Annotated in this window: 19 protein-coding genes; 15 read left to right on the forward strand and 4 right to left on the reverse strand. The window is 59.0% G+C overall.

Annotation, left to right across the window (positions count from 1 at the left end; genetic code table 11):
• Window positions 1-165: 165 nt before the first annotated feature.
• From LNV07_RS00465 to LNV07_RS00475, 3 genes are all read left to right on the forward strand, one after another.
• A complete protein-coding gene (locus LNV07_RS00465) occupies window positions 166-1,509 on the forward strand; it encodes a RepB family DNA primase (protein WP_263569216.1) in 1,344 nt (447 codons plus the stop codon).
• A gap of 155 nt (window positions 1,510-1,664) precedes the next feature.
• On the forward strand, window positions 1,665-2,558 hold the full coding sequence (locus tag LNV07_RS00470; RefSeq protein ID WP_263569217.1) for a DNA-binding protein: 894 nt from the start codon (window positions 1,665-1,667) through the stop codon (window positions 2,556-2,558).
• A 392-nt stretch (window positions 2,559-2,950) separates the two neighbouring features.
• Complete coding sequence (locus LNV07_RS00475; RefSeq protein ID WP_263569218.1) at window positions 2,951-4,102, forward strand: AAA family ATPase; 1,152 nt, start codon at window positions 2,951-2,953, stop codon at window positions 4,100-4,102.
• A gap of 614 nt (window positions 4,103-4,716) precedes the next feature.
• On the opposite strand, the gene LNV07_RS00480 is transcribed toward LNV07_RS00475, so the two are convergent.
• On the reverse strand, window positions 4,717-5,022 hold the full coding sequence (locus LNV07_RS00480) for a hypothetical protein (protein ID WP_263569219.1): 306 nt from the start codon (window positions 5,020-5,022) through the stop codon (window positions 4,717-4,719).
• Window positions 5,023-5,211: 189 nt separating this feature from the next.
• Here LNV07_RS00480 and LNV07_RS00485 point away from each other — a divergent pair, with 189 nt between their 5' ends.
• The 10 genes from LNV07_RS00485 (at window position 5,212) to LNV07_RS00530 (ending at window position 18,403) form a co-directional block, all read left to right on the forward strand.
• On the forward strand, window positions 5,212-6,270 hold the full coding sequence (locus LNV07_RS00485; RefSeq protein ID WP_263569220.1) for a MobA/MobL family protein: 1,059 nt from the start codon (window positions 5,212-5,214) through the stop codon (window positions 6,268-6,270).
• Between the two features lie 373 nt (window positions 6,271-6,643).
• Window positions 6,644-9,085 carry a type I restriction-modification system subunit M gene (locus tag LNV07_RS00490; RefSeq protein WP_263569221.1) on the forward strand — a complete coding sequence of 814 codons (2,442 nt, stop codon included), beginning with the start codon at window positions 6,644-6,646 and terminating at the stop codon, window positions 9,083-9,085.
• A complete protein-coding gene (locus tag LNV07_RS00495; protein WP_263569222.1) occupies window positions 9,076-10,203 on the forward strand; it encodes a restriction endonuclease subunit S in 1,128 nt (375 codons plus the stop codon). The genes LNV07_RS00490 and LNV07_RS00495 overlap by 10 nt, the downstream gene beginning before the upstream one ends.
• A 286-nt stretch (window positions 10,204-10,489) precedes the next feature.
• The gene (locus LNV07_RS00500; RefSeq protein ID WP_263569223.1) at window positions 10,490-10,963 is read left to right on the forward strand and encodes a hypothetical protein; all 474 of its coding nucleotides are present in this window, start codon (window positions 10,490-10,492) and stop codon (window positions 10,961-10,963) included.
• 117 nt (window positions 10,964-11,080) lie between these two features.
• A complete protein-coding gene (locus tag LNV07_RS00505; RefSeq protein ID WP_263569224.1) occupies window positions 11,081-14,170 on the forward strand; it encodes a type I restriction endonuclease subunit R in 3,090 nt (1,029 codons plus the stop codon).
• Window positions 14,170-14,871, forward strand: coding sequence for a M48 family metallopeptidase (locus tag LNV07_RS00510; protein ID WP_263569225.1), 702 nt, complete (start codon window positions 14,170-14,172; stop codon window positions 14,869-14,871). The genes LNV07_RS00505 and LNV07_RS00510 overlap by 1 nt, the downstream gene beginning before the upstream one ends.
• Window positions 14,872-15,010: 139 nt before the next feature.
• The gene (locus tag LNV07_RS00515) at window positions 15,011-15,727 is read left to right on the forward strand and encodes a PIN domain-containing protein (protein ID WP_263569226.1); all 717 of its coding nucleotides are present in this window, start codon (window positions 15,011-15,013) and stop codon (window positions 15,725-15,727) included.
• 51 nt (window positions 15,728-15,778) lie between these two features.
• Window positions 15,779-17,284 carry an IS21 family transposase gene (gene istA, locus LNV07_RS00520; protein ID WP_263569227.1) on the forward strand — a complete coding sequence of 502 codons (1,506 nt, stop codon included), beginning with the start codon at window positions 15,779-15,781 and terminating at the stop codon, window positions 17,282-17,284.
• Window positions 17,274-18,017, forward strand: a complete 744-nt coding sequence (gene istB / locus LNV07_RS00525; protein ID WP_263569228.1) for an IS21-like element helper ATPase IstB — start codon at window positions 17,274-17,276, stop codon at window positions 18,015-18,017. Before istA ends, istB begins: the two co-directional genes overlap by 11 nt.
• A 68-nt stretch (window positions 18,018-18,085) precedes the next feature.
• Window positions 18,086-18,403 carry a hypothetical protein gene (locus LNV07_RS00530; protein WP_263569229.1) on the forward strand — a complete coding sequence of 106 codons (318 nt, stop codon included), beginning with the start codon at window positions 18,086-18,088 and terminating at the stop codon, window positions 18,401-18,403.
• A 325-nt stretch (window positions 18,404-18,728) separates the two neighbouring features.
• On the opposite strand, the gene LNV07_RS00535 is transcribed toward LNV07_RS00530, so the two are convergent.
• The 3 genes from LNV07_RS00535 to LNV07_RS00545 all read right to left on the reverse strand — a co-directional run bounded on the left by LNV07_RS00535 (window position 18,729) and on the right by LNV07_RS00545 (window position 21,728).
• The gene (locus tag LNV07_RS00535) at window positions 18,729-19,067 is read right to left on the reverse strand and encodes a hypothetical protein (RefSeq protein ID WP_263569230.1); all 339 of its coding nucleotides are present in this window, start codon (window positions 19,065-19,067) and stop codon (window positions 18,729-18,731) included.
• Window positions 19,067-20,173, reverse strand: coding sequence for an SEL1-like repeat protein (locus LNV07_RS00540; protein WP_263569231.1), 1,107 nt, complete (start codon window positions 20,171-20,173; stop codon window positions 19,067-19,069). Before LNV07_RS00540 ends, LNV07_RS00535 begins: the two co-directional genes overlap by 1 nt.
• Before the next feature lie 166 nt (window positions 20,174-20,339).
• Window positions 20,340-21,728 carry a tyrosine-type recombinase/integrase gene (locus LNV07_RS00545; protein WP_263569232.1) on the reverse strand — a complete coding sequence of 463 codons (1,389 nt, stop codon included), beginning with the start codon at window positions 21,726-21,728 and terminating at the stop codon, window positions 20,340-20,342.
• A gap of 705 nt (window positions 21,729-22,433) precedes the next feature.
• Between LNV07_RS00545 and LNV07_RS00550 the strand changes: the two genes are divergently transcribed.
• Both LNV07_RS00550 and LNV07_RS00555 read left to right on the forward strand, forming a co-directional pair.
• Window positions 22,434-23,213, forward strand: coding sequence for a MerR family transcriptional regulator (locus tag LNV07_RS00550; protein ID WP_263569233.1), 780 nt, complete (start codon window positions 22,434-22,436; stop codon window positions 23,211-23,213).
• Window positions 23,210-24,538: an MFS transporter gene (locus LNV07_RS00555; protein ID WP_263569234.1), complete on the forward strand. Its 1,329-nt coding sequence runs from the start codon at window positions 23,210-23,212 to the stop codon at window positions 24,536-24,538. The genes LNV07_RS00550 and LNV07_RS00555 overlap by 4 nt, the downstream gene beginning before the upstream one ends.
• Window positions 24,539-24,558: the final 20 nt, after the last annotated feature.

Below are 24,558 nucleotides of genomic sequence, written 5' to 3' on the forward strand. Positions count from 1 at the left end.
CCGGCGGCCGCAGACCTTGCGGCGCTGGTTTTGCTACGGCTCCTCCCCGATTCGGGCGTTTCGTGTGCACGGCCGCCTGGTATGGATGCTTGAGGACGCCGAACGGATTCTGGGTGTTGACCTCTCCAGCCGTCGGGTGTGTCCATGAGGGGGCTGGACAAGGCGATGACGCGTATCCGCATCAGGCGCGTCGATGACGAAGGACATGAAACGTTGACGAGCCTGTCGCAGGGCATTGGCGCAGTGCTTCGCGTCCTTGGTGCAAGCCTCGCTAGCGACGTTGATTCGGGTGCTCCGATCTTCATCGAGGAAATTGCAAAACGCGCGTTCAAGCAAAAGCGGTCGACTCAGAATGCCGTAGGGCAAGCTCTTGCCTTGAATCTCGTCCGGCGCAAGTGCCAGCTGACGTCAATTCTGGGTAGGAATCCACCGCTTCGGTACTTCTTGCACCCTCTGCTGCTTGCCGAAGCGGCCAGGCCCTCGGCGCATAAAGGCCCCAAGTTGATGTTCCCTCGCGCATGGGACGACATGTCGGTAGCTGCGGACGGATCGACCATCGAGGTACGGCGGGCACAACTTCAGGCGCCTTCCGCGAGGCCTTGTCTTCCGCATCTTCCCACATTGAAGCAAGAAAGCGTGGCCGCTGATGTTGATCGTTATTTCGATTGGCTCATCGACAGTTGCAGGCTTGCCGACCACGAGCCGATGTTCGAGATCCGCGGGCAGCGCCGCAAGATCGATGGAAAGAGAGGGGGCACGTTTACGCCCCCAGGCATTGGCGAAACGATCACGACAGAGGGGCTCAAGGCGTCTGCAATTCATGCAGCCCTACGCGCTGTAGGCGATGGTGTCGAGCTGACATTTCGACTCCGATCCGCCGAGCATCCTGTGCTGCTGATTGATGACGTCGATCCAGCCAATCTGTCTCGTTTGCCCTGGCCTGGAGCTGTGATTGAAACGGCGCCCAACAATCTGCAGGTAACGATGGTCGCCCAACGGCCCCTTTCCCCGCAGGAACGATTGTTTGCCCAGCGCGCCCTACGGTCGATGCTTGAAGGGGACCCGGGAGCAGTTTCTGGCAGCCAGCTTCGCCGCTTCCCGGGTTCGGTCAACCGCAAGCCGGAACTCAGTGAAGCATTTGTCGCACGTCTGGGCGCGCTGCAGAAGCCTTTGATGCCGACTGCCGCCCAGGTAGACGCACTCATTGGCGCGGGTCGGGAAGCAGATGGAATGAATGCTGCATCCGCCACTTCAGTCGATCGACAAGGCTCAGGACAGTTGAAGCCAGCTAACGAACCTGATCAGAGTAGCGTGGAGTTCGGCTGGGTGATGCACCAGCTTACACGCAAGAGCCGCCGGTCCGATGATGAGCTCATTCTCGAACTCACTGCAAAGGCTGCGGGCCGCCGCCGCCACGGCATGCCGCCCGGGCATGAGTCGCACGGGCAGTACGCGAGCCGCACTCTGTGTGCTGCGCACCTGGCGCTCAGTGAGGTAGCCGGATGGTGATGGACAAAAGACAAAGCCATTCAGTTGCTGTTCTCTGCCGCCGTAGGAATAGCGGATAGCACCTCATCCAGCGATAGCGCGAATAGCGCTATCCGACCGGGAAGATATCTCGGCATCTTGAACGATTGCAACTACTCGACCTCATGGAGTCCCAAATGACTAAAGCACCGACCACGGCCCACCAGGTCGCTGATGCCGCAACTGCAATCGAGCAGGAGGGCGCTGTTCCAAGTATCCGGCGCGTAATCGCTCGTCTAGGTGGAGGATCACCGAACCACATCGGCCCTCTGCTTGGCGCCTGGAAGATGACCCGGCAATCCGTGGCATCTACTCCAGTCGAGCTGGATCAATCCGTCGTTGACTCCATCGCACGCCAGATCCGCAATGTGGCTTCGCAGGCCACCGCTGCCGTCGAGGCCCAACTGCGGGAGATGGAGGACAACGCCGCCTTGTTGGCGCAAAGCAGCGGCAGCATGGAGGCCCAGTTGCGTGAGAAGCAAGCGGAGTTGGATGGTGCAAGTAGGCAGCTTCAGCAGCAGCATGGTCGCCTAGAGGCCCTTGTGGCAGAACTTGAGACGCTGCGTTCCGACTCGGCAGAAGCCATTGCCGAGTCCCGTTCTGAGGCTATGTCCGAGCGTGCAGCAGCTGAAGACTTGCGCCGGCAGCTTGTGCGCGCAACGATGCTCCTGGAGTCACTGCCGCGGCTGGAAAAGTTGTTGCAAGATCGAGATCAATCGCTTCAGGCCGCGAACGTAGACCTAGCTAAAGCCCGTGAAGTAGCGGCTGTTGCGGCTGAAAACGCGACGGCACAGCAGCAGCGTGCCGACGAGGCCGGCGAGCGCGAAAGCGCGTTACGCAAGGAACTTGCTAGCTTGCGGGTAGAACTTGCTGAGGCTTGGCAGTGTGAGCGAGCGCTGCGACTCGAAGTGCAAGCCCTTGTAAGCCAGGCCGCCTCTTCGGATGCTCGATTCTCGGAGCTGAGCCGTCAGTTCGCCAGCGCCCAGAGCCATCGCAAGCCGATTGGCTCGCGGCATTCCAAGCGCTCATAGATTGCAGCGAGTTGAACGACTGATGCTGAGAGCATTCGACATGTTCAACCTGATGGTTATGCCAAATCCCAAACTGTCAGTCTTTGGATTTTGGGGTGGGGATTGATAAGGATGCGCGAACCTCAATGTCCGTTGCAGCCCCTGCGTCAAATGTGCTGACGTGCTGACGCTGTTTCTGCGCAACAGGCGGCCAACTTCGATGCGCCAAGGACACAACGATTGCTTGGCCCAGCGCCCACCTTGGCTCTACAGTAGCCTATATATTTTCATTGGTCCAAATCTGGCCCCGGCCACTTTGAGATCACGTTTGCGACTCGTCGGTCGCGATCTTGTAGCGCACGATACCCACCATTGGTGGTTGGGTACGGCTGCGCATTCAACAGGATCGCATGATGAACCAGACATTTATTAGCGCTGAAGAGCAGCAACCAGCTGACTGCATTTCAGATGAGGCTGGGTGGAAGCAGATGAATCTGCCGTTCACTTCTGAGTTCTTGTGGAGAGAGTCCATTCTGGACACCCGCGACGTCGATGAAGACCTCAAAATCGGCTGCACCCTGGATCGAGGGTGCGATCCGGTGCAAGCGATTTGCAGCCACGACGCCATTCATGAGTTGGCTAAGTCGGTAGAACTGCAATTTGGAAGTGAAGACATCCTGCGGCGCAACGCGAACTTGCTCCAAAAACTGGGTGTTCCCGGCGGGCGATTCCGCCGCCTCCGGCGTCTTCCGTCCTCATGGCGCACGGATATCGACGAACTCGAAGGCGCATTTCCGAACTTCGGCGATGTACTTGACTATGTTCGATCAATGGCCTCGTTGGCTGAGCTCGGCGACGGAGTCATTCGCCTCGATGCGCTTGTTTTTGACGGATCACCGGGAACTGGCAAGTCCATTTTTGCCGAGCAACTGGCATCAGTCATCGCGGGCGGCTTCGAGCGGATGCAGATGAGTACGGCGGAAAGTGGTTCGCAAATTGGCGGGTCTGCTACTACTTGGTCTAATTCGCGACCAGGGTTGATTTTCGAAGCCCTAATCAATGGCTACTATGCCAACCCGCTCGTACTTCTCGACGAGCTTGACAAGGCGCCTACATCGAGTGGCGAGCGGTTTTCACCCATCGGGCCGCTCTATCAATTGCTTGAACGGCCGGCAGCGCGGACTTTTCGCGACTTATCGGTGCCGAGCCTTGCTGTCGACGCGTCGGCCGTCACTTGGGTTGCCACGACAAATGAGTGCCATCTGTTGCCCGCACCAATTCTGAGCCGGCTTTATGTATTTGACGTCAAGTTGCCTTCTGCCAGTCAGGCCACTCGAGTAGTGCGGTCGGTCATGCGAAAGCTCTCTGAAGAAGAGCCCACTTTAGCAAAATTCAAGCTTACAGAAGATGCGGTCTCAAAGCTGGCAACTAGTGCCCCGAGAGCGATGCGTGGGCTCGTGAGGCGGGCCTGCGGACAGGCTGCGCTGGCATCCCGATGGACTGTTGGGCCCGGTGATGTTTCAGACGCAGGGCCAAAGCGCCCATCTATTGGCTTTTGCGCATGATGGCGGCGAACATGGACCATATTCGCGCCGCTCGTTGGTGCACGATGGCGGTTGGCGTGTCGAGCAGCCATTGGCTGCAAGGCGGCTATCACCTTGTTGCCGTGCTACTTTGTGTGGCCTTCGCTGCGTTATGCGACTTCATCGGAGCACGGCTCGCCCGGCGACCCTAACGTAACAGCAAGCGAGGCCAACTTTGGCATAACGCGAATTTGCGCATGAGGTTTAACGATCTTCAGTAAGGCGCAAAATTCACTCCATGCAGTGGATCGGTGGTATGGCGTCATGGACCGGCTGGCCTCACTTCTGCAGGCCAGTCCAAAAGCATGTCGGTACTTGAGTGAAAGGTATCGTGCAAGTGATGAGGTTCTTGATGTCGATGTAGGACGAACTGAACGAAACACCCGATTGGCATTGTGCGGGGATATTGCCCGCTCGGCATTGGCCGCACACGCCGCCAGACGAGCTCTGAAGGAGTTGTGATTGCCCATAGGGTGTATCTGGATCACCGCAAACAGGTCGGACGCAAATAGAAAAATCTGTAGGCCATTGAATTTGAATGGTTTTTCTCTTTTTGGTCTGTCTATTTTCGTCATAGCTAACTTGCAATCAAACCACTAGTCCGTGTTGCAACTTGCGATTGGCAGCTCAAGGGGCAAGAGTATGTCCACCTTCATGGGTGTGGGACTATTGCCTTTTGCCGTCGCGAACCCGAAGGTCGCTCGGTCCTGTTCGCGGGGCAGCTTTCGCGCGATCGCGGTAGCCAGCTCCGGCTTGTTCGTCATGATCCAAGTGCCGATGATCACGGCCTGCCGAGTTCTGCGTTTTCGCGCCGCATCAGACTCGCGCGCGAGGAGTTGCGCACGTCGGTTTTTCAATCGGATGAGTTGCTGCTCAATCGCTTCGATGTTCTGTCGACTCATGGGCTCACCTGGATACTGTTGTTGTGTACAGTTTATTGAATTCCTCCCGGTTCAGGTGGCTTCGCGGTCTTGATTGGGCTGGTTCATTTGGCCGTTTTCTCCTACGGCGTATCCCGGCAGGGCGCACTTAGAGCATTCCTGTCGGAATGCGTGCGGTCGGGGCGAGCCCCGACACCCCAAGGAGTCCCTATGGCTGTTTTCCATTTGAGCGCGCGCCACCCAATTTCTCGTGGCCATGGCCGGTCTGCGACGGCGGCAGCTGCATACCGCAGCGGAACTGCAATTCTTGATGACCGCACGGGGCTGAAATTTGACTATCGCCGGCGTCACGGCGTGCTTGATGCTCGCATCCAGCTGCCGGGTGGCCAACTGTTCCCAGATCGTGCGCGCTTCTGGAACACAGTCGAATTACATCATCGACGAAAAGACTCGGTCGTCGCACGCGAAATTGTCGTAGCTCTGCCCGCCGAACTAGGCCCTTGCGAGCGCGGCGAGCTGGCGTTCAGTTTTGCGCAAGAGATTGCGGACAGGTTCGAAGTGGCGGTGGACGTTGCTCTGCATGAGCCTTCTCGCGACGGAGATGACCGCAACTTTCATGCGCATCTACTGCTCAGCGCCTGCTCGGTCACTTCGGAGGCAGTTCTCGGCAAAAAAGTCATGGCACTCGACCCGATAGTCTGCAAGCGGACCGGGGTGCCTGACTCGGTCGCATGGCTGCGTCCCCGCTGGCAAGACCTGGTGAATGCGGCGCTGGCCAAGCAGGGTTCTGCTGCGCGTGTGGATCATCGCAGCCACAAAGCACGAGGCATTGATCGGCACCCGACGATACATATGGGCAAGTCCGGTCCCTCAGGCCGGGCGCGCGCAAATTTGAATACTCGGCTTCGCGCAGCTAACGCGAGGGCCGAAGTGCTCGAAGCCAGTATCAACAAACTGGTGAAGATGCGCGCGCGCTTGGTTGGATCAGGTGGCGGGCGGCTTGCAGATGCAGATGGCAAGCGCGTTCACTCTCTGCCTTCGGCATCGCCCCTTCCCGTGGTGGCGGCCACAAATTTGCGCCGGCTAGCCCCTGCAGCGGCAGACTCAATGTGCGACTTGCTTCCGTGGCGGCGTAGAGAAAATCGGCGCTTGGAATCCTTGAAGTCGGGTCAAGCAAGCGCAGATCCTTGTCTGCCCCACCTCGATGGATCTGACGCCTTGAAACTGGTGCAGCAAGCGCCTGCACGTCGGAACAGAACTCAACGCTAGCGCTGACAAAAGCAGGCCGACGCTGCAGCCAGTCCTATAGATTTTCGAACGATACACTTCTTGCAAATATAGGTGCTTTGCTGATGGCAATGCGGCCAAAAATCAAGCGAATTGTGCGTATTTGCAAGAGTCGATGAGACCTAGCAGAAGAAGGGATTGAAGGGGAGGGCACATGACACAGGTCAGGCCAATCAAGGCAGTAAGCCGCAGGCTTTGGGCAAGCACAACTGCAAGCCCTCCATTCAATTGGTGGTGCAGCTTCGGCCTGCAAAACGTAGATCGAGATTCTAGTTTGCCACTGCCACTCGATCATTGATCAACAACCCCCTTTCTAGGAAATGGGGGTACAAAACTAAGACTACTATCCCGCCCCATGGCCATCAAAAAATCTGATCTCTATTCCTCCCTCTGGGCCTCATGCGACGAACTGCGTGGCGGCATGGATGCCAGCCAGTACAAGGACTATGTCCTGTTCATGCTGTTCATCAAGTACATCAGCGACAAGTACGCCGATTCCGATGACTTCGCGCCGCCCGTGGTCATCCCCAAGGGCGCCAGCTTCAAGGACATGATTGCGCTGAAGGGCAAGGCCGACATCGGCGACAAGATCAATACGCAAATCATCCAGCCGCTGATCGACGCCAACGCTCGCCTGGCGCGTAGCGACTTCCCGGACTTCAATGACCCGAACAAGCTCGGCACCGGCGATGAAATGGTGCAGCGCCTCAGCAACCTGGTAATGATCTTCCAGAAAGACGAGCTGGACTTCTCGGCGAACCGAGCCGAGCATGACGACATCCTGGGCGACGCCTACGAATACCTGATGCGCCACTTCGCCACCGAGAGTGGCAAGAGCAAGGGCCAGTTCTACACGCCGTCCGAGGTCAGCCGCGTCATCGCCAAGGTCATCGGCATCTCGCCCGAGAACACCAAGGCCAACACCACCGCCTACGACCCCACCTGTGGTTCCGGCTCCCTGCTGCTGAAGGTGGCTGCCGAGGCCGGTAACAAAATCACCTTGGAAGGGCAGGAAAAGGACGTCACCACCGCCGGCCTGGCGCGGATGAACATGATCCTGCACGATTTCCCCACGGCCAATATCCAGAGCGGCAACACCCTGGCCAGCCCGAAGTTCAAGGACGGCGAGCAATTGCGCACCTACGACTATGTGGTGGCTAATCCGCCGTTTTCAGACAAGGCATGGAGCACCGGCCTGACTCCCTCGACCGACCCCTACCAGCGCTTCGCCTGGGGCGAGCCCCCGGCCAAGCAGGGCGACTATGCCTATCTGCTGCACATCATCCGCAGCATGAAGAGCAGCGGCAAGGCCGCCTGCATCCTGCCGCATGGCGTGCTATTCCGTGGCGGGGCCGAAGGCGTGCTGCGCAAGCAACTGGTCAGCAGCGGCATCCTCAAGGGCATTATCGGCCTGCCGGCCAATCTGTTTTATGGCACTGGCATCCCGGCCTGCATTTTGGTGCTGGATAAAGAAAACGCCGCCGCCCGCAAAGGTGTGATGATGATTGACGCCAGCAAGGGCTTCATCAAAGACGGCAACAAAAATCGCCTGCGCGAGCAAGACCTGCACCGCATCGTGGATAGCTTTCACAAGCTGGACGACATGCCCGGCTACGCCCGCATGGTGCCGCGCAGCGAGATCGATAGCGAGAAGAACGACTACAACCTCAACCTGCCGCGCTACATCGACGTCAGCGAGGCCGAAGACATCCAGGACCTCAGTGCACATCTGAACGGCGGCATACCAGACCGCGACCTGTTCGGCGCCGGCAGCACGCTGGCCCCGTACTGGCAGGTCATGCCCACGCTGCGCGCCACCTTGTTCGCACCGCTGTCGAACGACACGCGCCAAGGGTACAGCCAGCTCCAGCAGCCGGTCGCTGAAGTCAAAGCCGCCATTCTGGGCCACGCCGAGTTCAGCGCTTTTCAGGCCACGGTCAAGCAACTGTTCGCCTACTGGCAAGCCCGCAACGAGCCGCGCATGAAGGGCTTCAAGCTGCGTGAGCACCCCAAGGCCCTTATAGGAATTTTGTCCGAAGACCTTTTGGCCACCTTCAAGCCCGCACCGCTGATCGATGCCTACAGCGTCTATCAACACCTGATGGACTACTGGGCAGAAGCGATGCAAGACGATGCCTATGCCATCGCGCAAGACGGCTGGGTGGCTAAACCCGCCCGCATCATCGAGACCGACAAGAAAGGCAAGAAGAAAGACAAGGGCTGGGCTTGCGATTTGGTGCCCAAGGCCTTCATCGTGGCACGCTACTTTGCCAAGCAGCACGCGGCGCTGGATGACACCCAAGCCCAACTGGACGCCGCCAGCAGCGCCATCACCGAGCTGGAAGAAGAACACAGCGGTGAAGACTCGGTGTTTGGCGGCTTCGAAAAAATCAATGCCGCTGCGGTGAAAGAGCGCATCAAGGAAATTGGCGCCGACCCGGATGGCGCTGCCGAGCTGAAGGTGTTGAAGGCCTGGCTCAAGCTCAGCAACGATGAGGCGGGTTTGAAAAAGACGGTCAAGGAGCTGGACGCCCAACTGGACCAACTGGCGCATGACCAGTACGCCAAGCTCAGCGTCGCCGAAATTCAGGTGCTGGTGGTGAATGACAAGTGGCTGGCGCGCATGGCGTCAGATTTGCAAGGCGAACTCGACCGGGTCAGCCAGACCTTGACTCGTCGCATTCGTGAGTTGGCTGAGCGCTATGCCGCTCCATTACCAGCTCTCGCAGAAGAGGTTGAGTCCTTGTCAGTCAAGGTGAATGAGCACTTGAAGCGCATGGGGGTGGCATGGAATTGAAACCCAGTAGCTACCAACATTCCGAAATAGGCTTAATACCGTCAGACTGGCGAGTAAAGCAGGTTGGCGAGCTTTGCGAGGTAACCACGGGTAGTAGAAATACTCAAGATCGGGTGGCCGATGGGGATTTCCCATTTTTTGTTCGCTCACAAACCGTTGAACGCATTAATTCATATTCGTTCGACGGAGAAGCCGTTCTAACGGCGGGCGATGGCGTTGGTACAGGCAAGGTGTTTCACTACATCAATGGCAAATTCGATGCACACCAACGTGTGTACCGAATTTCCAACTTTCAACTACCGATTGACGGGTATTTCTTTTTCCTTTACTTCAGTACGCATTTCTACGACCGAATCATGTCGATGACGGCGAAATCATCGGTTGATTCGGTTCGTATGGAAATGATTACCAAGATGGCGATTCCACTGCCGCCATCTATTGCTGAGCAAAGAGCCATCGCCACTGTCCTCTCTGACACTGACGCCCTGATTGCCGGGCTAGAGCGGTTGATCGCCAAGAAGCGAGACATCAAACTGGCCGCGAATCAGAAGCTCCTCACCGGCCAAACCCGCCTGCCGGGGTTCAGTGGTGAGTGGGAGGTGAAACACTTTGCTGCTGTATTAGTTAGACTGAATGCTAAGGCTCATCAGATTCAGACGACTGATTACCAAACCCTTGGGAGGTACCCCGTTGTTGATCAGGGCAAAGAGCCAATAGTTGGTTACTCCGACAGAGAAGAAAAATGCCTTCGAACTCCTGTCGGTGGTGTCATTGTGTTCGGTGATCACACTTGTATAGTTAAGTTCATTGATTTCGATTTCTTGGTAGGGGCTGACGGCACACAAATTCTTCAAGGAAAGTCAGGACAGTGCACCCTATTCCACGCACTCCAGCTGCAGTATCGAGGGGTTGAAACGACTGGCTACAACCGGCATTTCAAGTTCCTTAAAGAACGCGATTTCGTGGTTCCGCCGCTCCTTGAACAAATAGCCATTGCAGCAGTCCTCTCCGACTTGGACGCCGACCTCGCGGCCCTCGAATCCCGCTTGGCCAAAACCCGCGCCCTCAAGCAAGGGATGATGCAAGAGCTGCTGACCGGGAGGACCCGATTGGTATGAGCCGATACCTGCGCGAGTTGGCCGGCGCCGACGGCATGCATGCCGCTGATTGCCTGCAGGATGGCACCATGTCGGTCGGCCCTTGAATCATCAATACACGAACACGGGAATCGATTCGAACATTAGCAATATCAGCCTTTTTTGACGCGAACAGGGAGCGAAGAGTGAACACACCAAAGCAAATCCGCGAAAACATCCGAACATTGACCGTCCATCTTGGCCAAGTGCGCGAGGCGCTTGTGAAGCGCACGGGTAGGGCTGGGCATGCGAAGGCGCAAGAGCCGACATGACAGCAAATCCAGACGAGCCTATCCTGTTGAGCGAATTTCGTATCGTGCGAGCCGTGGCCGACTTGGCGGCCAAAAGGCTGACACGGCGCGCCATTTCACATCTGCGGAAGATGCCCCACACCTTGTCTGGGGACGACTCATCGCTGACCAATACTTGGGACGAAATCTGCGTGCAAGTTCAAGGCGAGCAGTCGTACTTCTGGGATGCCTATGAGGCGGCGATGCGCGATGCCTTGGCTTGGGATGTGTCGCAGCTGGCGCGCCATGAGCTTGAGGCGCTTTGGTTGCAAACCTCGGAAGGCGAAGACTGGTCTGCATCCCAGGAAGAGGGTGAGGCCAGCGATGACCATCCGGTCTGCGACGAAGACATCGTTCGCTACATCGTGCGGGACCATCTTTTGATTGAGGCTGATGCTTGGAGCAATACGGCCATTCGCGGATTTCTGAAAAGCGCCCACAGCCTGGATTGATGCGCCCAAAGGCCAAGTAGACAAACAAGCCAGCAAACAAATACGCGCATTACAGACGCGGAGGGAGTAGAGAGCATGGTTACCGCACCGAGACCTGAACGACGAACCCAGAATCGAGTGATTTCACGCGTGACCGGCCATGCGGCCGAAGGCGGACTGGGCTACGCCTACTTGGGTGACTGGAGCAAGCGTGAGGGCAACCGCTGCATCGAAGCCGAGTACCTCACGGCCAATCTGAAGCAGCGCGGCTATAGCGACGCCCAAATCACGCAGGCCATACAAAAGCTGATGACGGCAGCTGACGCCACCGGCATCACGCCCTATCAGGCCAGCCTGCGCACCTACCAGTTGCTGCGCTATGGCGTGCCGGTCCAGGTGGCGGCCGGCGTACCCCACAAGACGGTAGAGCTGATTGATTGGGCGACCCCGGCGAACAACCACTTCGCTTTGGCCGAGGAGGTGACGCTGAAGGGTGGCCATGAGCGCCGGCCTGACATCGTGTTGTATGTGAACGGCATTGCAGTGGCGGTACTGGAGCTCAAGCGCAGCTCGGTGGATGTGGCCAATGGCATCCGCCAATTGATTACCAATCAGGAAGAGATCTTCAATCAGGGCTTCTTCAGCACGGTGCAGTTGGTGCTGGCCGGCAGCGATTCGCAAGGCTTGCGCTTCGGCACGACGGGCACGCCGGAGAAGTTTTATGTCGAATGGAAGCATCACGACAAAACTCAGGCGGCGACAGGGGACTTGGCTGAAGGGGAGTTGCTGGACGGCCCCTTGAGCCAGATCTTGGCGCCCGAGCGGCTGCTGGACCTGATGCGCAACTTTGTGATCTTCGATGCGGGCCAAAAGAAGGTGCCGCGTCTGCATCAGTTTGAGGGCGTGAAGGCGGCGCAGGAAAGCATCAAGCGGCAAGAGGGTGGCGTCATCTGGCACACCCAGGGCAGCGGCAAGAGCATCTTGATGGTGCTGATTGCCAAATGGCTGCTGGAGCATGACCCCGAGGCGCGCATCCTGGTGGTGACGGACCGGGACGAGCTGGACAAGCAGATTGAAGGCGTGATGAAGAACGCCGGGGTGATTGGCGCCGAAGCGCCGTCGCCACGCATCCAGTCGCGCAGGGACCTGGTGGAGAAGCTGGCATCACCGTCGCCGCGTTTGATGTGCGCGCTGATCCACAAAATCGATGCGTCGGACCTGAAGGGCGAGCCGCCCAAGGTGGCGGGGCGCTTTTACGTGTTTGTGGACGAATGCCACCGTACGCAGGGCGGCGACATGAACAAGCAGATGAAGCGCTGGCTGGCCAGCGCCATCTTCATTGGCTTCACCGGCACGCCGCTGCTGCGCAAAGACAAGCAAACCACGCGCGAGGTGTTTGGCAGTTTTATCCATACCTACAAATTCCACGAGGCGGTGGAAGACGGCGTGGTGCTGGACTTGAAGTACGAGGCGAGGGCGGTACCGCAGCGTTTGACGTCGCCGAAGGCCGTGGATGACTGGTTTGAAAAGGCGGCCAAAGGCCTGAACAACTACCAAAAATCCGTGTTGCGCCGGCGCTGGGCGACGATGGAAGACTTGATGAGCTCGGGCGAGCGCAAGCAGCGCATCATGGCGAACATCATTCATGACTTTGGCGTGCGGCCACGGCTGAGCAATGACAGAGGCACGGCCATCTTGGTGGCGGCCTCGATTTACGACGCCTGCCACTACTACCGACTGTTTCAGAACACGAACTTCGGCAAGCACTGCGGCATCATCACGTCCTTCGAACCGAACCACAATGCGATCTCGCAAGAGCCCAAGGACAGCGACGAGCGCTACAAGTTCGACACCTATACCCAGCATGTGCTGAAGTCGGGGCAGAACACCACTCAATACGAGACCGAGATGAAGCGGCGCTTCATCGAGGAGCCGGCCAATCTGAAGTTGCTGATCGTGGTGAGCAAGTTGCTGACCGGCTTTGATGCGCCCAGCTGCACTTATATCTACCTGGACAACGAGCTGCGCGACCACAACCTGTTTCAGGCCATCTGCCGCACCAACCGGCTGGACGGCGAAGACAAGGACTACGGCCACATCGTTGACTACAAGGAGTTGTTCAGCAAGGTTCAGAACGCGATTGCGGTCTACACCTCGGATGAGCTGGATACCGAAAGCTGCGGCGACGACAGCAATGTGACCGTGAAGGACTGGCGCGAGGAGGGCAAGGCCAAGCTCGATGGCGCACGCGAGGCGCTGATTTACCTTTGCGCGCCGGTGAAGCAGCCGCAGGGGCTTGAGCAGCACATCCTTTACTTCTGCGGCAGCGCGGCCGACGCGGCGGCCTTGGACAACACCGAACCGCTGCGGATTGCCTTCTACAAAGCGGTGGCCGCCTATGTTCGCGCCTATTCGGATTTGGCCTCGGACTTGGAAGGCGCCGGTTACAGCGCGGCCCAGATCGACGCCTTCGAAAAGGAGACCGCCTTTTATACCGAGGTGCGCGCGGCGATCAAGAACCATTCCGGCGAAGAGCTGGATACCAAGCCTTTTGAGGCGGACATGCGCCACCTCATCAATACCTATATCCAGGCCGACCCGGCGGATCTGTTGGGTGACTTGAACTCGCTGTCTCTGACCGAGTTGATCATCGAGACCGGCATCCATGATGCGATTGCCAAGAAGCTCAATGAGAAGGGCAAGCTGTCTCGCAATGCGATTGCCGAGAGCATCATCAACAACGTCCGCAAGACCATCATCCGCGAACAGCTGACAGACCCCAAGTTCTATGAGCAGATGTCCAAGCTGCTGGAGGATTTGATTCAGCAGAAGATTGACGACACCGAAAGCTACGAGCAGTTCCTGAAAAATGCCGAAGCGCTCGCCAAGCAATTGGGCAAGCAAGGGAAGGGCGATAACAAGCTGCCTCCCGAGCTGAAGGGCAACCGGGAGGCGGCCGTGCTTTACAACAACCTCCCCGACATTCTTGCGGCGTCAACTCCTGAAAGTGCGGCCGAGGCACATGAGGAAGAGCCGGGTTATGGCGATGAATGCTTGAGCTTGGCTTTGGCCTTGGATAAGGCGGTGCGCGAGAAAGCGCCGGCCGGCTGGAGGGGTGACCCAGCTCGGGAAGCTCAGGTGAAGAATGCCATCCACCCGATCATGAAGAAGAACAAGGCGGCCACTCTGGCCATCTTCGAAATCATCAAGAACCAGCCGGGCTATTGATGAGCGAAGAGATTGTTTTGGGCACATTGCAGATCAGCTTGGTCCGCAAAGCCGTGAAGAACGTGCATCTGACCGTGCACCCGCCGGACGGGCGCGTCACGTTGGTGGCCCCCATCAGCACACGTAGCGAGGTGGCGCGAGCCTATGCGATCTCCAAGCTGGCTTGGATTCGGCAGCAACAAAAGTCGCTGAAGGCACAGGCGCGTGAAACACCGCGCAAGTTCCAAGAGCGCGAGAGCCACGAGCTTTGGGGGCGGCGCCACTTGATGACGGTGGTGGAAGCCAACGTGAAACCGTTCGTCAAGTTGGACCACAAGCGCATCACTCTGTCTATGCGACCCGGCCATGACTTGGCTAAACGGGCCGAGGTGATGCACGCCTGGCACAAGTCTTTGCTGCATGCCTTGGTGCCCAAGCTGATTGCCAAGTGGGAGCTGAAGCTGGGTGTGCGGGTTTCGGGCTACTTCTTGCAGCGCATGAAAACCAAATGGGGCAGCTGCAACCATCAGGCGGGCAATATCCGACTCAACACCGAGTTGGTCAAAAAACCCAAGGACTTGGTCGAATACGTGGTGGTCCACGAGATGGTGCATCTGCTTGAGCCGACGCACAGCGACCGGTTCGTGGCTTTGCTGGATCAGCATTGGCCGCAATGGCGGGAGGCGCGTAAGGAGTTGAATGCGTTGCCGCTTGGGGCTTAGGCAAGCAGTGGCTCCACAAGGGGCACCTGGGGATTTTCGAACTCGTTACGAGTCTTCGACATCGGTGGGCGGACATCAGTCCGGCCTTGGCAGGACTGTGGAACTGCGCCGGTGTTGTGTACCCATGCGAGGGTGACATATGAAAAGGACTGCTGCGCCCAAGCGGGTTTTGTTGGATACCAACATATGGAGCTATCTGGCAGACCATGATGCAGTCGACGAGTTGTATCGTCTGGCACTTACGCGCGGGGTCGAGATTTCCGTCTCACCCACCATTGTTGAAGAGCTGCGGCGCACAACAGATCTACATCGGCGGCGCGCAGCGGTCGAGGCGGTGACCCGGCCTTGCTGGAATCGGCTCATGCCAGAGACATTTAGCGAGTGCCTGGAGATCAAGTTAGAGATTCGCCGACTTCGACCTGAATGGGTTATCGATAGGCCGAACCTGCTGGAGTTCAATAGGCTTCGCTACGACTGGACTAAGCTGAAAAATGGCTTTTGGGATCGGGCTCGACGTGGCGTTGAGCCACGAGTGACCGACGAGAGTGTCCGTGGTGATCGAGAATTGGCGCTGGCGCGGGAAGAGTCCAAGCAAATCCGCCAACGCCTGTCCAAGACCGACCAAGGGGTCGGCGATACACCAATTCAATTTGTCGCGGGGCTGCCAGCTCCGGGCACGCCTGGCTGGGCGGGTGATCCGGTCGATTATTGGCGTCTTCCCAGCCTGGCCGTCGTGAGGGCGGAGCTGCTGGTCTACGCAAGCCCGTATAGAGAATGGATTGACTGCGAAATCGATATTGGCTGTGAAACAGCGTGCAAAACTTTCCAGATTCCCGGGGTAAACAGCGTCCAATAGTTTCCACCCTGGGGTGTGCAACCATCCGGCGTTTTCGCCGGGGAATCTGGGGTGTTAAACATGGAAGTTATTGCCGAGATCCGGCGGCGGCATTTGGTCAGCAAGGAGAGCATCAGCTCCATCGCGCGGGATCTGAACTTGTCGCGGCCCACGGTGCGCAAGCATCTTCAAACCATTGAAACGCTGGGTTATGTCCGCCAGCATCAACCTGCGCCCAAGCTGGGCTGCTTTCAGGCCACACTGGAGAGCTGGCTGCAAACCGAACGTCACCTGCCCAAGGCTCAGCGGCGCACGGCCAAGCGTTTGTTTGAAGGCTTGCAGAGTGAAGGCTATCGCGGGGCCTATGACAGCGTGCAGCGTTGCGTGAAGCAATGGAAGTCCGCTCAGTTGGCACCAAGCGTCAAGGGCGCGTTCGTGCCGCTGGTGTTTGTGCCGGGAGACGCCTGCCAATTTGACTGGAGCCAGGAGCAGGTGGACATTGACGGCGTCGTGCAAACCATCAAAGTCGCGCACTTTCGTTTGGCCTATAGCCGGCAGATGTTTGTGGTGGCCTATCCGCGCGAGACGCAGGAGATGGTGCTGGATGCGCATAACCGGGCCTTCGCTTTCTTTGGCGGCGTGCCACAGCGGCTCATCTACGACAACCTGAAGACCGTCGTGGACGCCATTCTGGTCGGCAAGGAGCGCCGCTTCAATCGGCGTTTCATGGCGCTGGCCAATCACTATTTGTTCGAACCCGTGGCCTGCACCCCCGAGTCTGGCTGGGAGAAGGGGCAGGTCGAGAATCAGGTGGGCAATGTGCGTGAATGGCTGTTCACGCCGATGGCGCGCTTCAAGAGCTTTGAGTTGCTCAATGAATGGTTGAGCAAGCGCTGCCTGGAGTTGGCGGCCCGGAGCCACCCCGCCGAGGCCGAGCGCACGATTGCGCAGTGCTTTGAGCAGGAGCGGGCCAGACTGCGGCCGGTGGCGAGCGAGTTTGCAGGCTATGTCGAACAGATGATGCGCGTGTCAAGTACCTGCTTGGTGCGCGTGGATCGCAATCGCTACAGCGTACCGGCGGACTTCGCGGGCAAGGTGGTGTCGGTGCGGGTGTTTGCTGATCAAATTCGGCTCGTCATCGACGGCCAAGTCATCGCCCAGCATGGCCGCCGGTTTGGGCGCGATCAGTTGATCTTTGATCCCTGGCACTACCTGCCGGTGCTGGAGAAGAAGCCTGGCGCGCTGCGCAACGGGGCGCCATTCGTGGAGTGGGATCTCCCCAAGGCCGTCAAGGCGGTGCGCGACCGCGTCTTGAAGCAACCCAGAGGCGACCGCGCCTTTGTGGAGCTCCTGCTGGCCGCTCGCGAGGTGGGGCTGGATACGCTGCAAGTGGCTTGCGAGCTGACGCTGGAGTGCGGCGTGGTCACGGCTGCCGTGGTCATGAACGAGTTGCGGCGCTTGACGGCGCCCGAGCGGCCCGAGCGCATCAGCCTGCCTGAACAGCTGCGCCTGCAAGTCGAGCCCATGGCCGACTGCAGCCGCTACGACCATCTGCTGGGGCGCCAACATGTCCATTGACCGCGCAGCGCAGCTCAAATCCCTGCATCTGTACGGCATGGCGACGGCCTGGTCGGAATTGCTGACCGAAGAGTCCCGCCAACCCGCTCAGCCCGAAGCTTGGCTACACCGACTGATCGACGCTGAACAGGCCGACCGGCAAGTGCGCAGCCTGCGCTACCAACTCAAGGCAGCCCGATTCCCGATTCACCGGGATCTAATCGACATGGACTGGGCTGAGACGCCCTTGGCCAAAGCCCGGGTGGAGCAGCTGGCCACATGCGCCTTCATGGAGCAGGCCCACAACTTGATCTTGGTTGGTGGCACTGGCACGGGCAAGACACACCTGGCCACCGCGCTCGGCGTGGCCGCCGTTCATCAAGGCAAACGGGTCCGCTTCTTCAATGCAGTCGATTTGGTGGATGCGTTGGAGAAGGAAAAGCAGCAAGGCAAGACGGGCACCTTGGCCAAGCAACTGGTGCAGATTGACGCCGTCATTCTGGATGAGCTGGGCTATTTGCCGTTCCCAGCCTCGGGTGGAGCCTTGCTCTTCCACCTGATCAGCCAGCTCTACGAAAAGACTTCCCTGATCATCACCACCAACCTGTCGTTTGGCGAATGGGTCACCGTGTTCGGCGATGCGAAGCTCACGACGGCACTGCTGGACCGCATCACGCACCACTGCGACATCTTGGAAACCGGCAACGACTCCTACCGCTTCAAACAGCGCAAAAAGGACATCAAAACCGACTGACCAACTGGAAAGTATTGGACGCTGACAGCTGGAAACTATTGGACGCTACTTGACACGATATTGGCACCATGATGTTCGACGTTGCGTCGATGAACAGGCTGTGGCTCTATGAACTGGATCCAGTGCATGTGCCTCGGCAATGGATAAGAGGTGCCTTCGATTTTTTACAGGGTTGGCGAAAGGTGACTTCAGGAACACCTGGGGACAACTCCATCGCTACCCACCTGGTTGAAGTGGACGAAGTGATCTCCGCAGACAAGAACTTTGTGGCGTTCGCTGAGCGCTGCCGGGATGAGGCGCCGTTCGCATTGGCGCGAGCGACACGCATTGCGGGTGGTGAGGAAGGTGTGACGGAACTTTTTAGACTGATCGCGCGTGGGACGTAGATATCCAGCGGAGAGAAGATGCCCGGTCGCTGACTGCGGCGCCGAGACCCAAAGATTTGACGCCGGCCACGGTCGGCAGCACCATGTGCGGCGCTGTGGTCGCTGCTTTGCGGGTGCAAGAAATGCACGTGCAAAAAGTGCACTGAATATGTGTACACGCCCCGCCCCCCTGGGGTGGGGCGTGTAGTTTCCAGTGTGGCTTACTTTGTATTGGATCGTGTACGAGTCCAGTGCCCGTGGGGCAGGGCTCGTAGTTTCTCGTGGTGCTTTTCAGGCATAGCCACGTTACCCTTGCGAGCGCGTAGCGCGGGTCCCCGCGCAGGCTTCAGCCAAACGGTTCGTCGTCCTCATCCAGTTCGTCGTCGCGCGCTTCGTATGACTCACGAAGCGCTCGCAACAAGCTTCCGTCGAAATCGTCATCTTCGTCGATGAATGCCTCGAGGCTGCGCAGGGGCACTCTGTAGAGGCGACCGAGCTCGCCGGCTTGCCAGGCCCACACCATCTTGGAAGCTTGGCGAAATGACTCGGCTTCGCTCTGGCCAACCACGTAGCCGAGGACGTAGCCGTCGTCCATCTGCGACATCTCAAACGCGTCCACCGTGTAGCCGCCCTCCAAACCTGCGACGTATCCAGCTTGGAACTGGGGAGAGTGCTGTCCGATCATCACAGCGCTCCTTCCGGAAATGCCTTAGTGTGAGGGTTGTAGCCACGCCGCAGCGCGAGTTCGAAATAGCGCTCACTGCTGGAAATGTCGTGAGGCACAACCCCCGAGAACATGTCCGGCTCGTTGTCCGGTCGCAAAGGATGGAGGTAGTGCGCGACCATCAGGGCAGCTTGCCCACTTCCAAGATCAGCAGCCTCGCGGAAGCTCTGGAATGCAAGCTTGCGCTCCTGGAGCAACGAGCTGTGGCCGTGAAGCTTGCCTTGCAGCATGAGGAACTCGACATGCCCCACATCGCTGCTGAAGACATCTTCACCGGCCGTAAGCGTCTGCCTGATCAGCCTGCAGAGGCTCCTCGCGCGCTCCAGGTTTTGCGCCACCCCCCAACCATTCTTCAGGGCGATTGCTAGTTGGACCTTCGGGAAGAGGATTTCCGAAGCCTCGGACAGCAGCTCAAGCAAGGCCACGCCGAGCTGAGCAGCTTGTCCGGTCTTCTGGTTGACGAGGCGCACAGCCAAGGGCCCCATGTACAAAGTGAGCGCCGTGTTGCCTGCAGCCTCACTGCTTTTGATGCCCCTGCGGAAGAGATCCAGATCCTCTGCGGTTGGCTCTTCACCCGAGTCTTCGTAGTGCACGAGCAGCTCGAAGGCTTGTTGGGGGATGCCCGCAGCGCGCATCCTCTCGATCTCGTCAATGCTGAATGCAGGGTGCTGGGCGCGGGAGGCAGTGGGCTGCCATTGATCGATCAGGCCTTCCATGTCTTCGACTTGAACGTCGAACCTTCTGGCGTACTCGGTCAAACGGGTAGCCAGAAAGCTCCTGCGACCGGTCCGCTCGGCCTCAGTGCATTGCTCATCCCACGGAGAACCCTCATTTGCCGCCTGAGCGGAAGCTCTCAATGCACGAAGATCATTGTGGCCGAGCGCGTATGCCGTGGCGTCCTTGTAGTTGAAGGGTTCCGGCACCGGGGTAGAGACACGTTCCTGGAGCAGTTCCCGCAAACGCTTGGCGCGCAGCTTCAACAGGGTCTCGGTTTTCAAGGTGAAATTCATATCGGTTCCTAGGCAGGCAAGCAAATGCAGCCCGCCGATTGACAGGTTGAGTTGCACGCTTTGGCCGAGAGACCGAGGGTGGTGTTTGAATCTGACCCAGTAACTAGGATTATAACTATCCAGCCCCACTGGCGCACCCCTCTGGGCGAGGGGCTTGGCGCCTGACATCGCGTCCACCTAATCTTTCTGGCGGGCACTATCCTGGCCGCCGACGATGGGCCGTTCAAGGTGAGCTGGCAGGACGGATACGCATCATTTGGATGTCGGCCGCCGCGCCTTCAGATACGCCTTGTGACTGCTCGACACCGATTCCAGCTTCACGAAGGATCCATTCCTCAATCCGGTTGTGCCAAACACGCAGTTGGTCCAACTCTCGGTGAATGTAGTATTTTTCCGCGGTCGCGCTTGGCTTGTGCCCCTGGATCTGGGCGCGGACACCTGCTGGAGCCTCGACCCATTCGGAGAGCGATGCGAATGATCGCCTAAGTCCCTGAAGGGTGAGATGACCGATGCCTGCTTCAGCGACTGCTCGGTTATGGGTATCGCTCGGATCGGTGATATGACCGCTCACGGCATCTGCAGACGGGAACACCCAGGGGCAGCCTTTTTCACGCGGAATCTGCTTGATCAGTCCCGCGACGAAATGGGTCAGTGGAATCCGGCGGGTGCCTTCAACCTTGTCGCGCATCGTCATCGAGTGCCACCGGAAATCGACGTCTGCCATCCGCAAGCGTGCGAGCTCCATTGGGCGGGCGCCGACGAGTAGAAGGCACTGCAGGTAGTTCGATGTAGTTGCACCGCCGTGCCGACGGACCGCTTCAAACCACGCTCGCAGTTGATCTCTTTGCAGTCTGTCTTTCTTGGGATTCGAAGGAGGCACCTGCTTTCGGATCGAGCGTTTCCGGTGTGAGTCCGCGTTGACGATGTCCGCATACTCAGGATGCTCCGCGCACCAGTTTATGAAAGCCCGCAGCAGGCGAAAAGCAAGGCTGGCGCGAGTCGGCCGCTTCTTGCTCTCAGCATTGATCCACCTTTCCAGGCTCTCCGAAGTGAGGTCGGCAAGCGGCTCGTCAAGAAGCTCCGCCAGGGGGCCGGGCTCCGTAGTGCGGCCGCCTCGTTTTGCCGCGGAACCGCCCTTGCTTGCCAGCGCGAGGTGATCTCGCAGGTGCAGTGCGCTCCAGGCCTTGCCGCGACTTGTGCCTTCTGCCTTTCCTACTTCGCAGTAGGCTTCCCAGGCTGTTCGGGCCAGCAATTCCCGCTTGGTCTCTTCGATCCGCTTGGCGCTATGGGTCGCCTCGGCAGACGCGATTGCGTTGGCCTTCTCGATGCGTGGGTCGAGGCCCTGATCGACGAGTGTTCCCAGTCGGCGAGCTTCGGCTTGCGCGTCTTTGATGGACCATGTTTCCGTGGCGCCGATCGTCACGCGAACGGTCTTGCCGCCAAGCCGCCGTTCAAAGACGTATGACTTCACCGCTTTCGTCTTCTCGCCCCTCGGCGTGGCTCGAACCGAAAGGCCGGGTGTCGATGCGTCGCGAAGGAAGGCCTGTTGTTTGTCTGCTGGGCACTCAAAGGCGCTCAGCCTGCCTTCGGTCAGTCGAGCCTTTTCTGTCATCCGGCTTCTTTCGTATTCGAGGCGCCGGACACGGAGTTCATGTAGGCACCATGTAGGCAGAATCGAGCAATGTTGTTCAACACGGCGCAACACTTGAGAGGGTCAACTCTACCGATATTTTCTAAATTTACCTATGAAACCCGTTGGGTTTCAACATCGATCAACACTCCGGAATAGTGCATAAGCAAGGACTCATAATCCTTTGGTCATAGGTTCAAGTCCTATACGGCCTACCAATTAAATCAAGCACTTAGCGCCATTTGGTTCTGAGTGCTTTTTTTCTTTCCGGGCGCTGGTGCCAGTCTGGTGCCGGTAATTGGCGGATTGATCTGCTTTGTGGAAGCGGGCATCCTGACTTTCACCATTGAACTTGATGGGCGACGCATGGAAGCAGGCGTTGCAGGGCCGGTCTGTGCCCCGTAGTTCGCACCTTGCTGCCGCAAAGGTTGCCACCGGCTGTCAGCCTTGCTGGCGAAAAAGTAGACGGACGGCTTTGGCCGAATCGTCGGGGCGGCCGCAAAGCGCGGGCAATGAAGGCCAGCAAAGCATCGTGCTTGTGCGGCGAGCCGCCACCGTAGCCGCTTCGCAGCGCCCTCGCGCGCGATTGCAATCTGCGGAACAAGCGTCACAAAGCGCTTGACCCTCACCTAAGGTCAGGCTTCATGATTCGATTCTTGTTGAACAAAAACGAATCGGCTTTCTGTCATGGAATACACCGTCGGTGATTTGGCCAAGCGTTGCGGCTTGACCGTGCGCGCTTTGCATCATTATGAAAAGCTCGGGCTGCTGACGCCGTCCGGCCGCAGCGAGGCCGGCTATCGGCTCTATAACGAGGCCGATGTGCTGCGTCTGCATCGGCTCCTGGCCTACCGGCATTCGGGGCTGGCCTTGAAGCAAATCGGCGTGTTGCTGGAGGCGGAGAACCCGCCCTTGCTGGAGGTGTTGAATCGGCATATCGCCGAGGTCGAGCGCAATTTGGGCCGCCAGCAACGTTTGCTCCGCGCGCTTAAATCCGTGGCCGAGCGCGCGGCCCAAAACGAAGCCGGTGGCAGCGAGCCCGGTGTCAGCGAACATTTGCTGGCCACGATGGGCATGATGCAGCGCTACGAAAAGTACTTCAACGAGGATGACTTCGCCCGGCTGGAGCGCCGCCGCGTCGCCTTAGGGCCGGAGGCGCTGCGGGCCAGCGAGGCCGAATGGCCGGCGCTGATCAAGGCCGTCCACGAAGAAATGGCCCGTGGCACCGAGCCCGCGTCGGCGCGCGTGCGCGCCTTGGTCGCCCGCTGGCAGGCCTTGATGGCGCAGTTCACCGGCGACGACGCCGAGGTCAGAGCGAAATTTCAAACCATGTGGGCGAACGAGCCCTTGATGCAGCGGGACACCGGCGTCACGCCGGAGTTGATCGCCTATTTGCGCGCATCTGCCGGGGCCGCAAGCTCAACACAGCCAATGAAAAGACAACCCAAAGAAGATCCGCAGTCATGAACGCTGTTACCGCAAAAAATACAAAGGATGGAGCCACGGCCGCCCGCCGCGCCCTGTTCGCTAACGCCAACTTCCGCTGGCTGCTGGGCGGCGGCGCGCTGTCGATGTTGGGTGACCAGTTCACCTTGATTGCCTTGCCCTGGTTGGTGCTCAAGCTGAGCAGCGACACGCTGGAGTTGGGCCTGGTGCTGGCCATCGTGGGCCTGCCGCGCGCGCTCTTTATTCTGATCGGCGGCGCCATAGTCGATCGCTACTCGCCCAAGACCGTGCTGATGTGGACCAAGCTGCTCAACGCCGGCTTGATCGGGCTGCTGGCCTTGCTGGTCTGGACCAGCGCGGTGCAGCTATGGATGGTCTACGCCTTGGCCTTGGCGATTGGCCTGGTGACCGCCTTCAGCTTCCCCGCCGGCAGTTCCATCCTGCCCAAGACGCTGCCTGCCGAGGCCTTGCAAACGGCCAATGGCGCCTTGATGGGGCTGCGCCAACTGACGGCGCTGCTGGGTCCGCTGCTGGCCGGGCTCTTGATCGCAGCCTTTGGCGAGCAGGCCGAGCGGCTGGAGAATGCCCGTGGCCTGGGCCTGGCCTTTGCCTTTGATGCGGCTACTTTTGCGCTATCCGCCTGGACCTTGAGCAAGGTGCGCTTGCTTTGCGCTGCTGCCAAGGCGCTGCAAGAGCCGCAGTCGGTTTTCGCGGCGGTGGCCGAGGCCATAAGCACGATGTGGCGCGATCAGGAATTGCGCACGCTATGCCTGTATTTTGCGGCGATCGCCTTCTTTGTCGGTGGCCCCATCCAGGTGGCGCTGCCGGTGCTGGCCAGCACGCAACTGGCCGGCGGCGCAGCATCATTGGGGATCTTGTTGGCCGGTCACGGGGTGGGCAGTTTGATCGGCATGCTGGTTGCCGGCATGCTGCCGACCTGGCGCCTGGGCACGCTGGGCTTGACCGTGCTGGCGATCGACGGTGTGGCCGCCCTGGTGTTCCTGCCCTTCGGCCATATCTCGGCGGTCTGGCAGGGCTTGGCGCTGCTCGCGCCACTGGGCGCGCTGGCTGGTTTTGTGCAGGTGGCGGTGTTCACCTGGATGCAAAAGCGCGTGCCGCCGGCCATGTTGGGGCGGGCGATGAGTGTCTTCATGTTCATCTTCATGGGCTTGGCGCCCTTGGCGGCGGCCGCTGCCGGGGCGGCCTTGCGGCTGATGTCGCCGGCGGCGCTGTTCACGGCCTGCGGCCTGGCCCTGCTCTTGATCGTGCTGCTGGCGCTGACGGTGACGCCGATCCGGCGTATCAGTGACCGGCCGGCGCGCGAGGCCGGTGCCGCGCGGGTCTGAAGCCCGCCCCGATAGAATCG

This window comes from Roseateles oligotrophus (genome assembly GCF_025717515.1).
Classification (GTDB): Bacteria; Pseudomonadota; Gammaproteobacteria; order Burkholderiales; family Burkholderiaceae_C; genus Paucibacter_A; species Paucibacter_A oligotrophus.

Coding starts and splice junctions, on each gene's coding strand:
- LNV07_RS00500 (WP_263569223.1), top strand. CDS start 10,490: ATGACAGCAAATCCAGACGAGCCTATCCTGTTGAGCGAATTTCGTATC.
- LNV07_RS00475 (WP_263569218.1), top strand. CDS start 2,951: ATGAACCAGACATTTATTAGCGCTGAAGAGCAGCAACCAGCTGACTGC.
- LNV07_RS00530 (WP_263569229.1), top strand. CDS start 18,086: ATGATGTTCGACGTTGCGTCGATGAACAGGCTGTGGCTCTATGAACTG.
- LNV07_RS00515 (WP_263569226.1), top strand. CDS start 15,011: ATGAAAAGGACTGCTGCGCCCAAGCGGGTTTTGTTGGATACCAACATA.
- LNV07_RS00555 (WP_263569234.1), top strand. CDS start 23,210: ATGAACGCTGTTACCGCAAAAAATACAAAGGATGGAGCCACGGCCGCC.
- LNV07_RS00535 (WP_263569230.1), bottom strand. CDS start 19,067: ATGATCGGACAGCACTCTCCCCAGTTCCAAGCTGGATACGTCGCAGGT.
- LNV07_RS00510 (WP_263569225.1), top strand. CDS start 14,170: ATGAGCGAAGAGATTGTTTTGGGCACATTGCAGATCAGCTTGGTCCGC.
- LNV07_RS00465 (WP_263569216.1), top strand. CDS start 166: ATGACGCGTATCCGCATCAGGCGCGTCGATGACGAAGGACATGAAACG.
- LNV07_RS00470 (WP_263569217.1), top strand. CDS start 1,665: ATGACTAAAGCACCGACCACGGCCCACCAGGTCGCTGATGCCGCAACT.
- LNV07_RS00480 (WP_263569219.1), bottom strand. CDS start 5,022: ATGAGTCGACAGAACATCGAAGCGATTGAGCAGCAACTCATCCGATTG.
- LNV07_RS00495 (WP_263569222.1), top strand. CDS start 9,076: ATGGAATTGAAACCCAGTAGCTACCAACATTCCGAAATAGGCTTAATA.
- LNV07_RS00545 (WP_263569232.1), bottom strand. CDS start 21,728: ATGACAGAAAAGGCTCGACTGACCGAAGGCAGGCTGAGCGCCTTTGAG.
- istB (WP_263569228.1), top strand. CDS start 17,274: ATGTCCATTGACCGCGCAGCGCAGCTCAAATCCCTGCATCTGTACGGC.
- LNV07_RS00485 (WP_263569220.1), top strand. CDS start 5,212: ATGGCTGTTTTCCATTTGAGCGCGCGCCACCCAATTTCTCGTGGCCAT.
- LNV07_RS00550 (WP_263569233.1), top strand. CDS start 22,434: ATGGAATACACCGTCGGTGATTTGGCCAAGCGTTGCGGCTTGACCGTG.
- LNV07_RS00490 (WP_263569221.1), top strand. CDS start 6,644: ATGGCCATCAAAAAATCTGATCTCTATTCCTCCCTCTGGGCCTCATGC.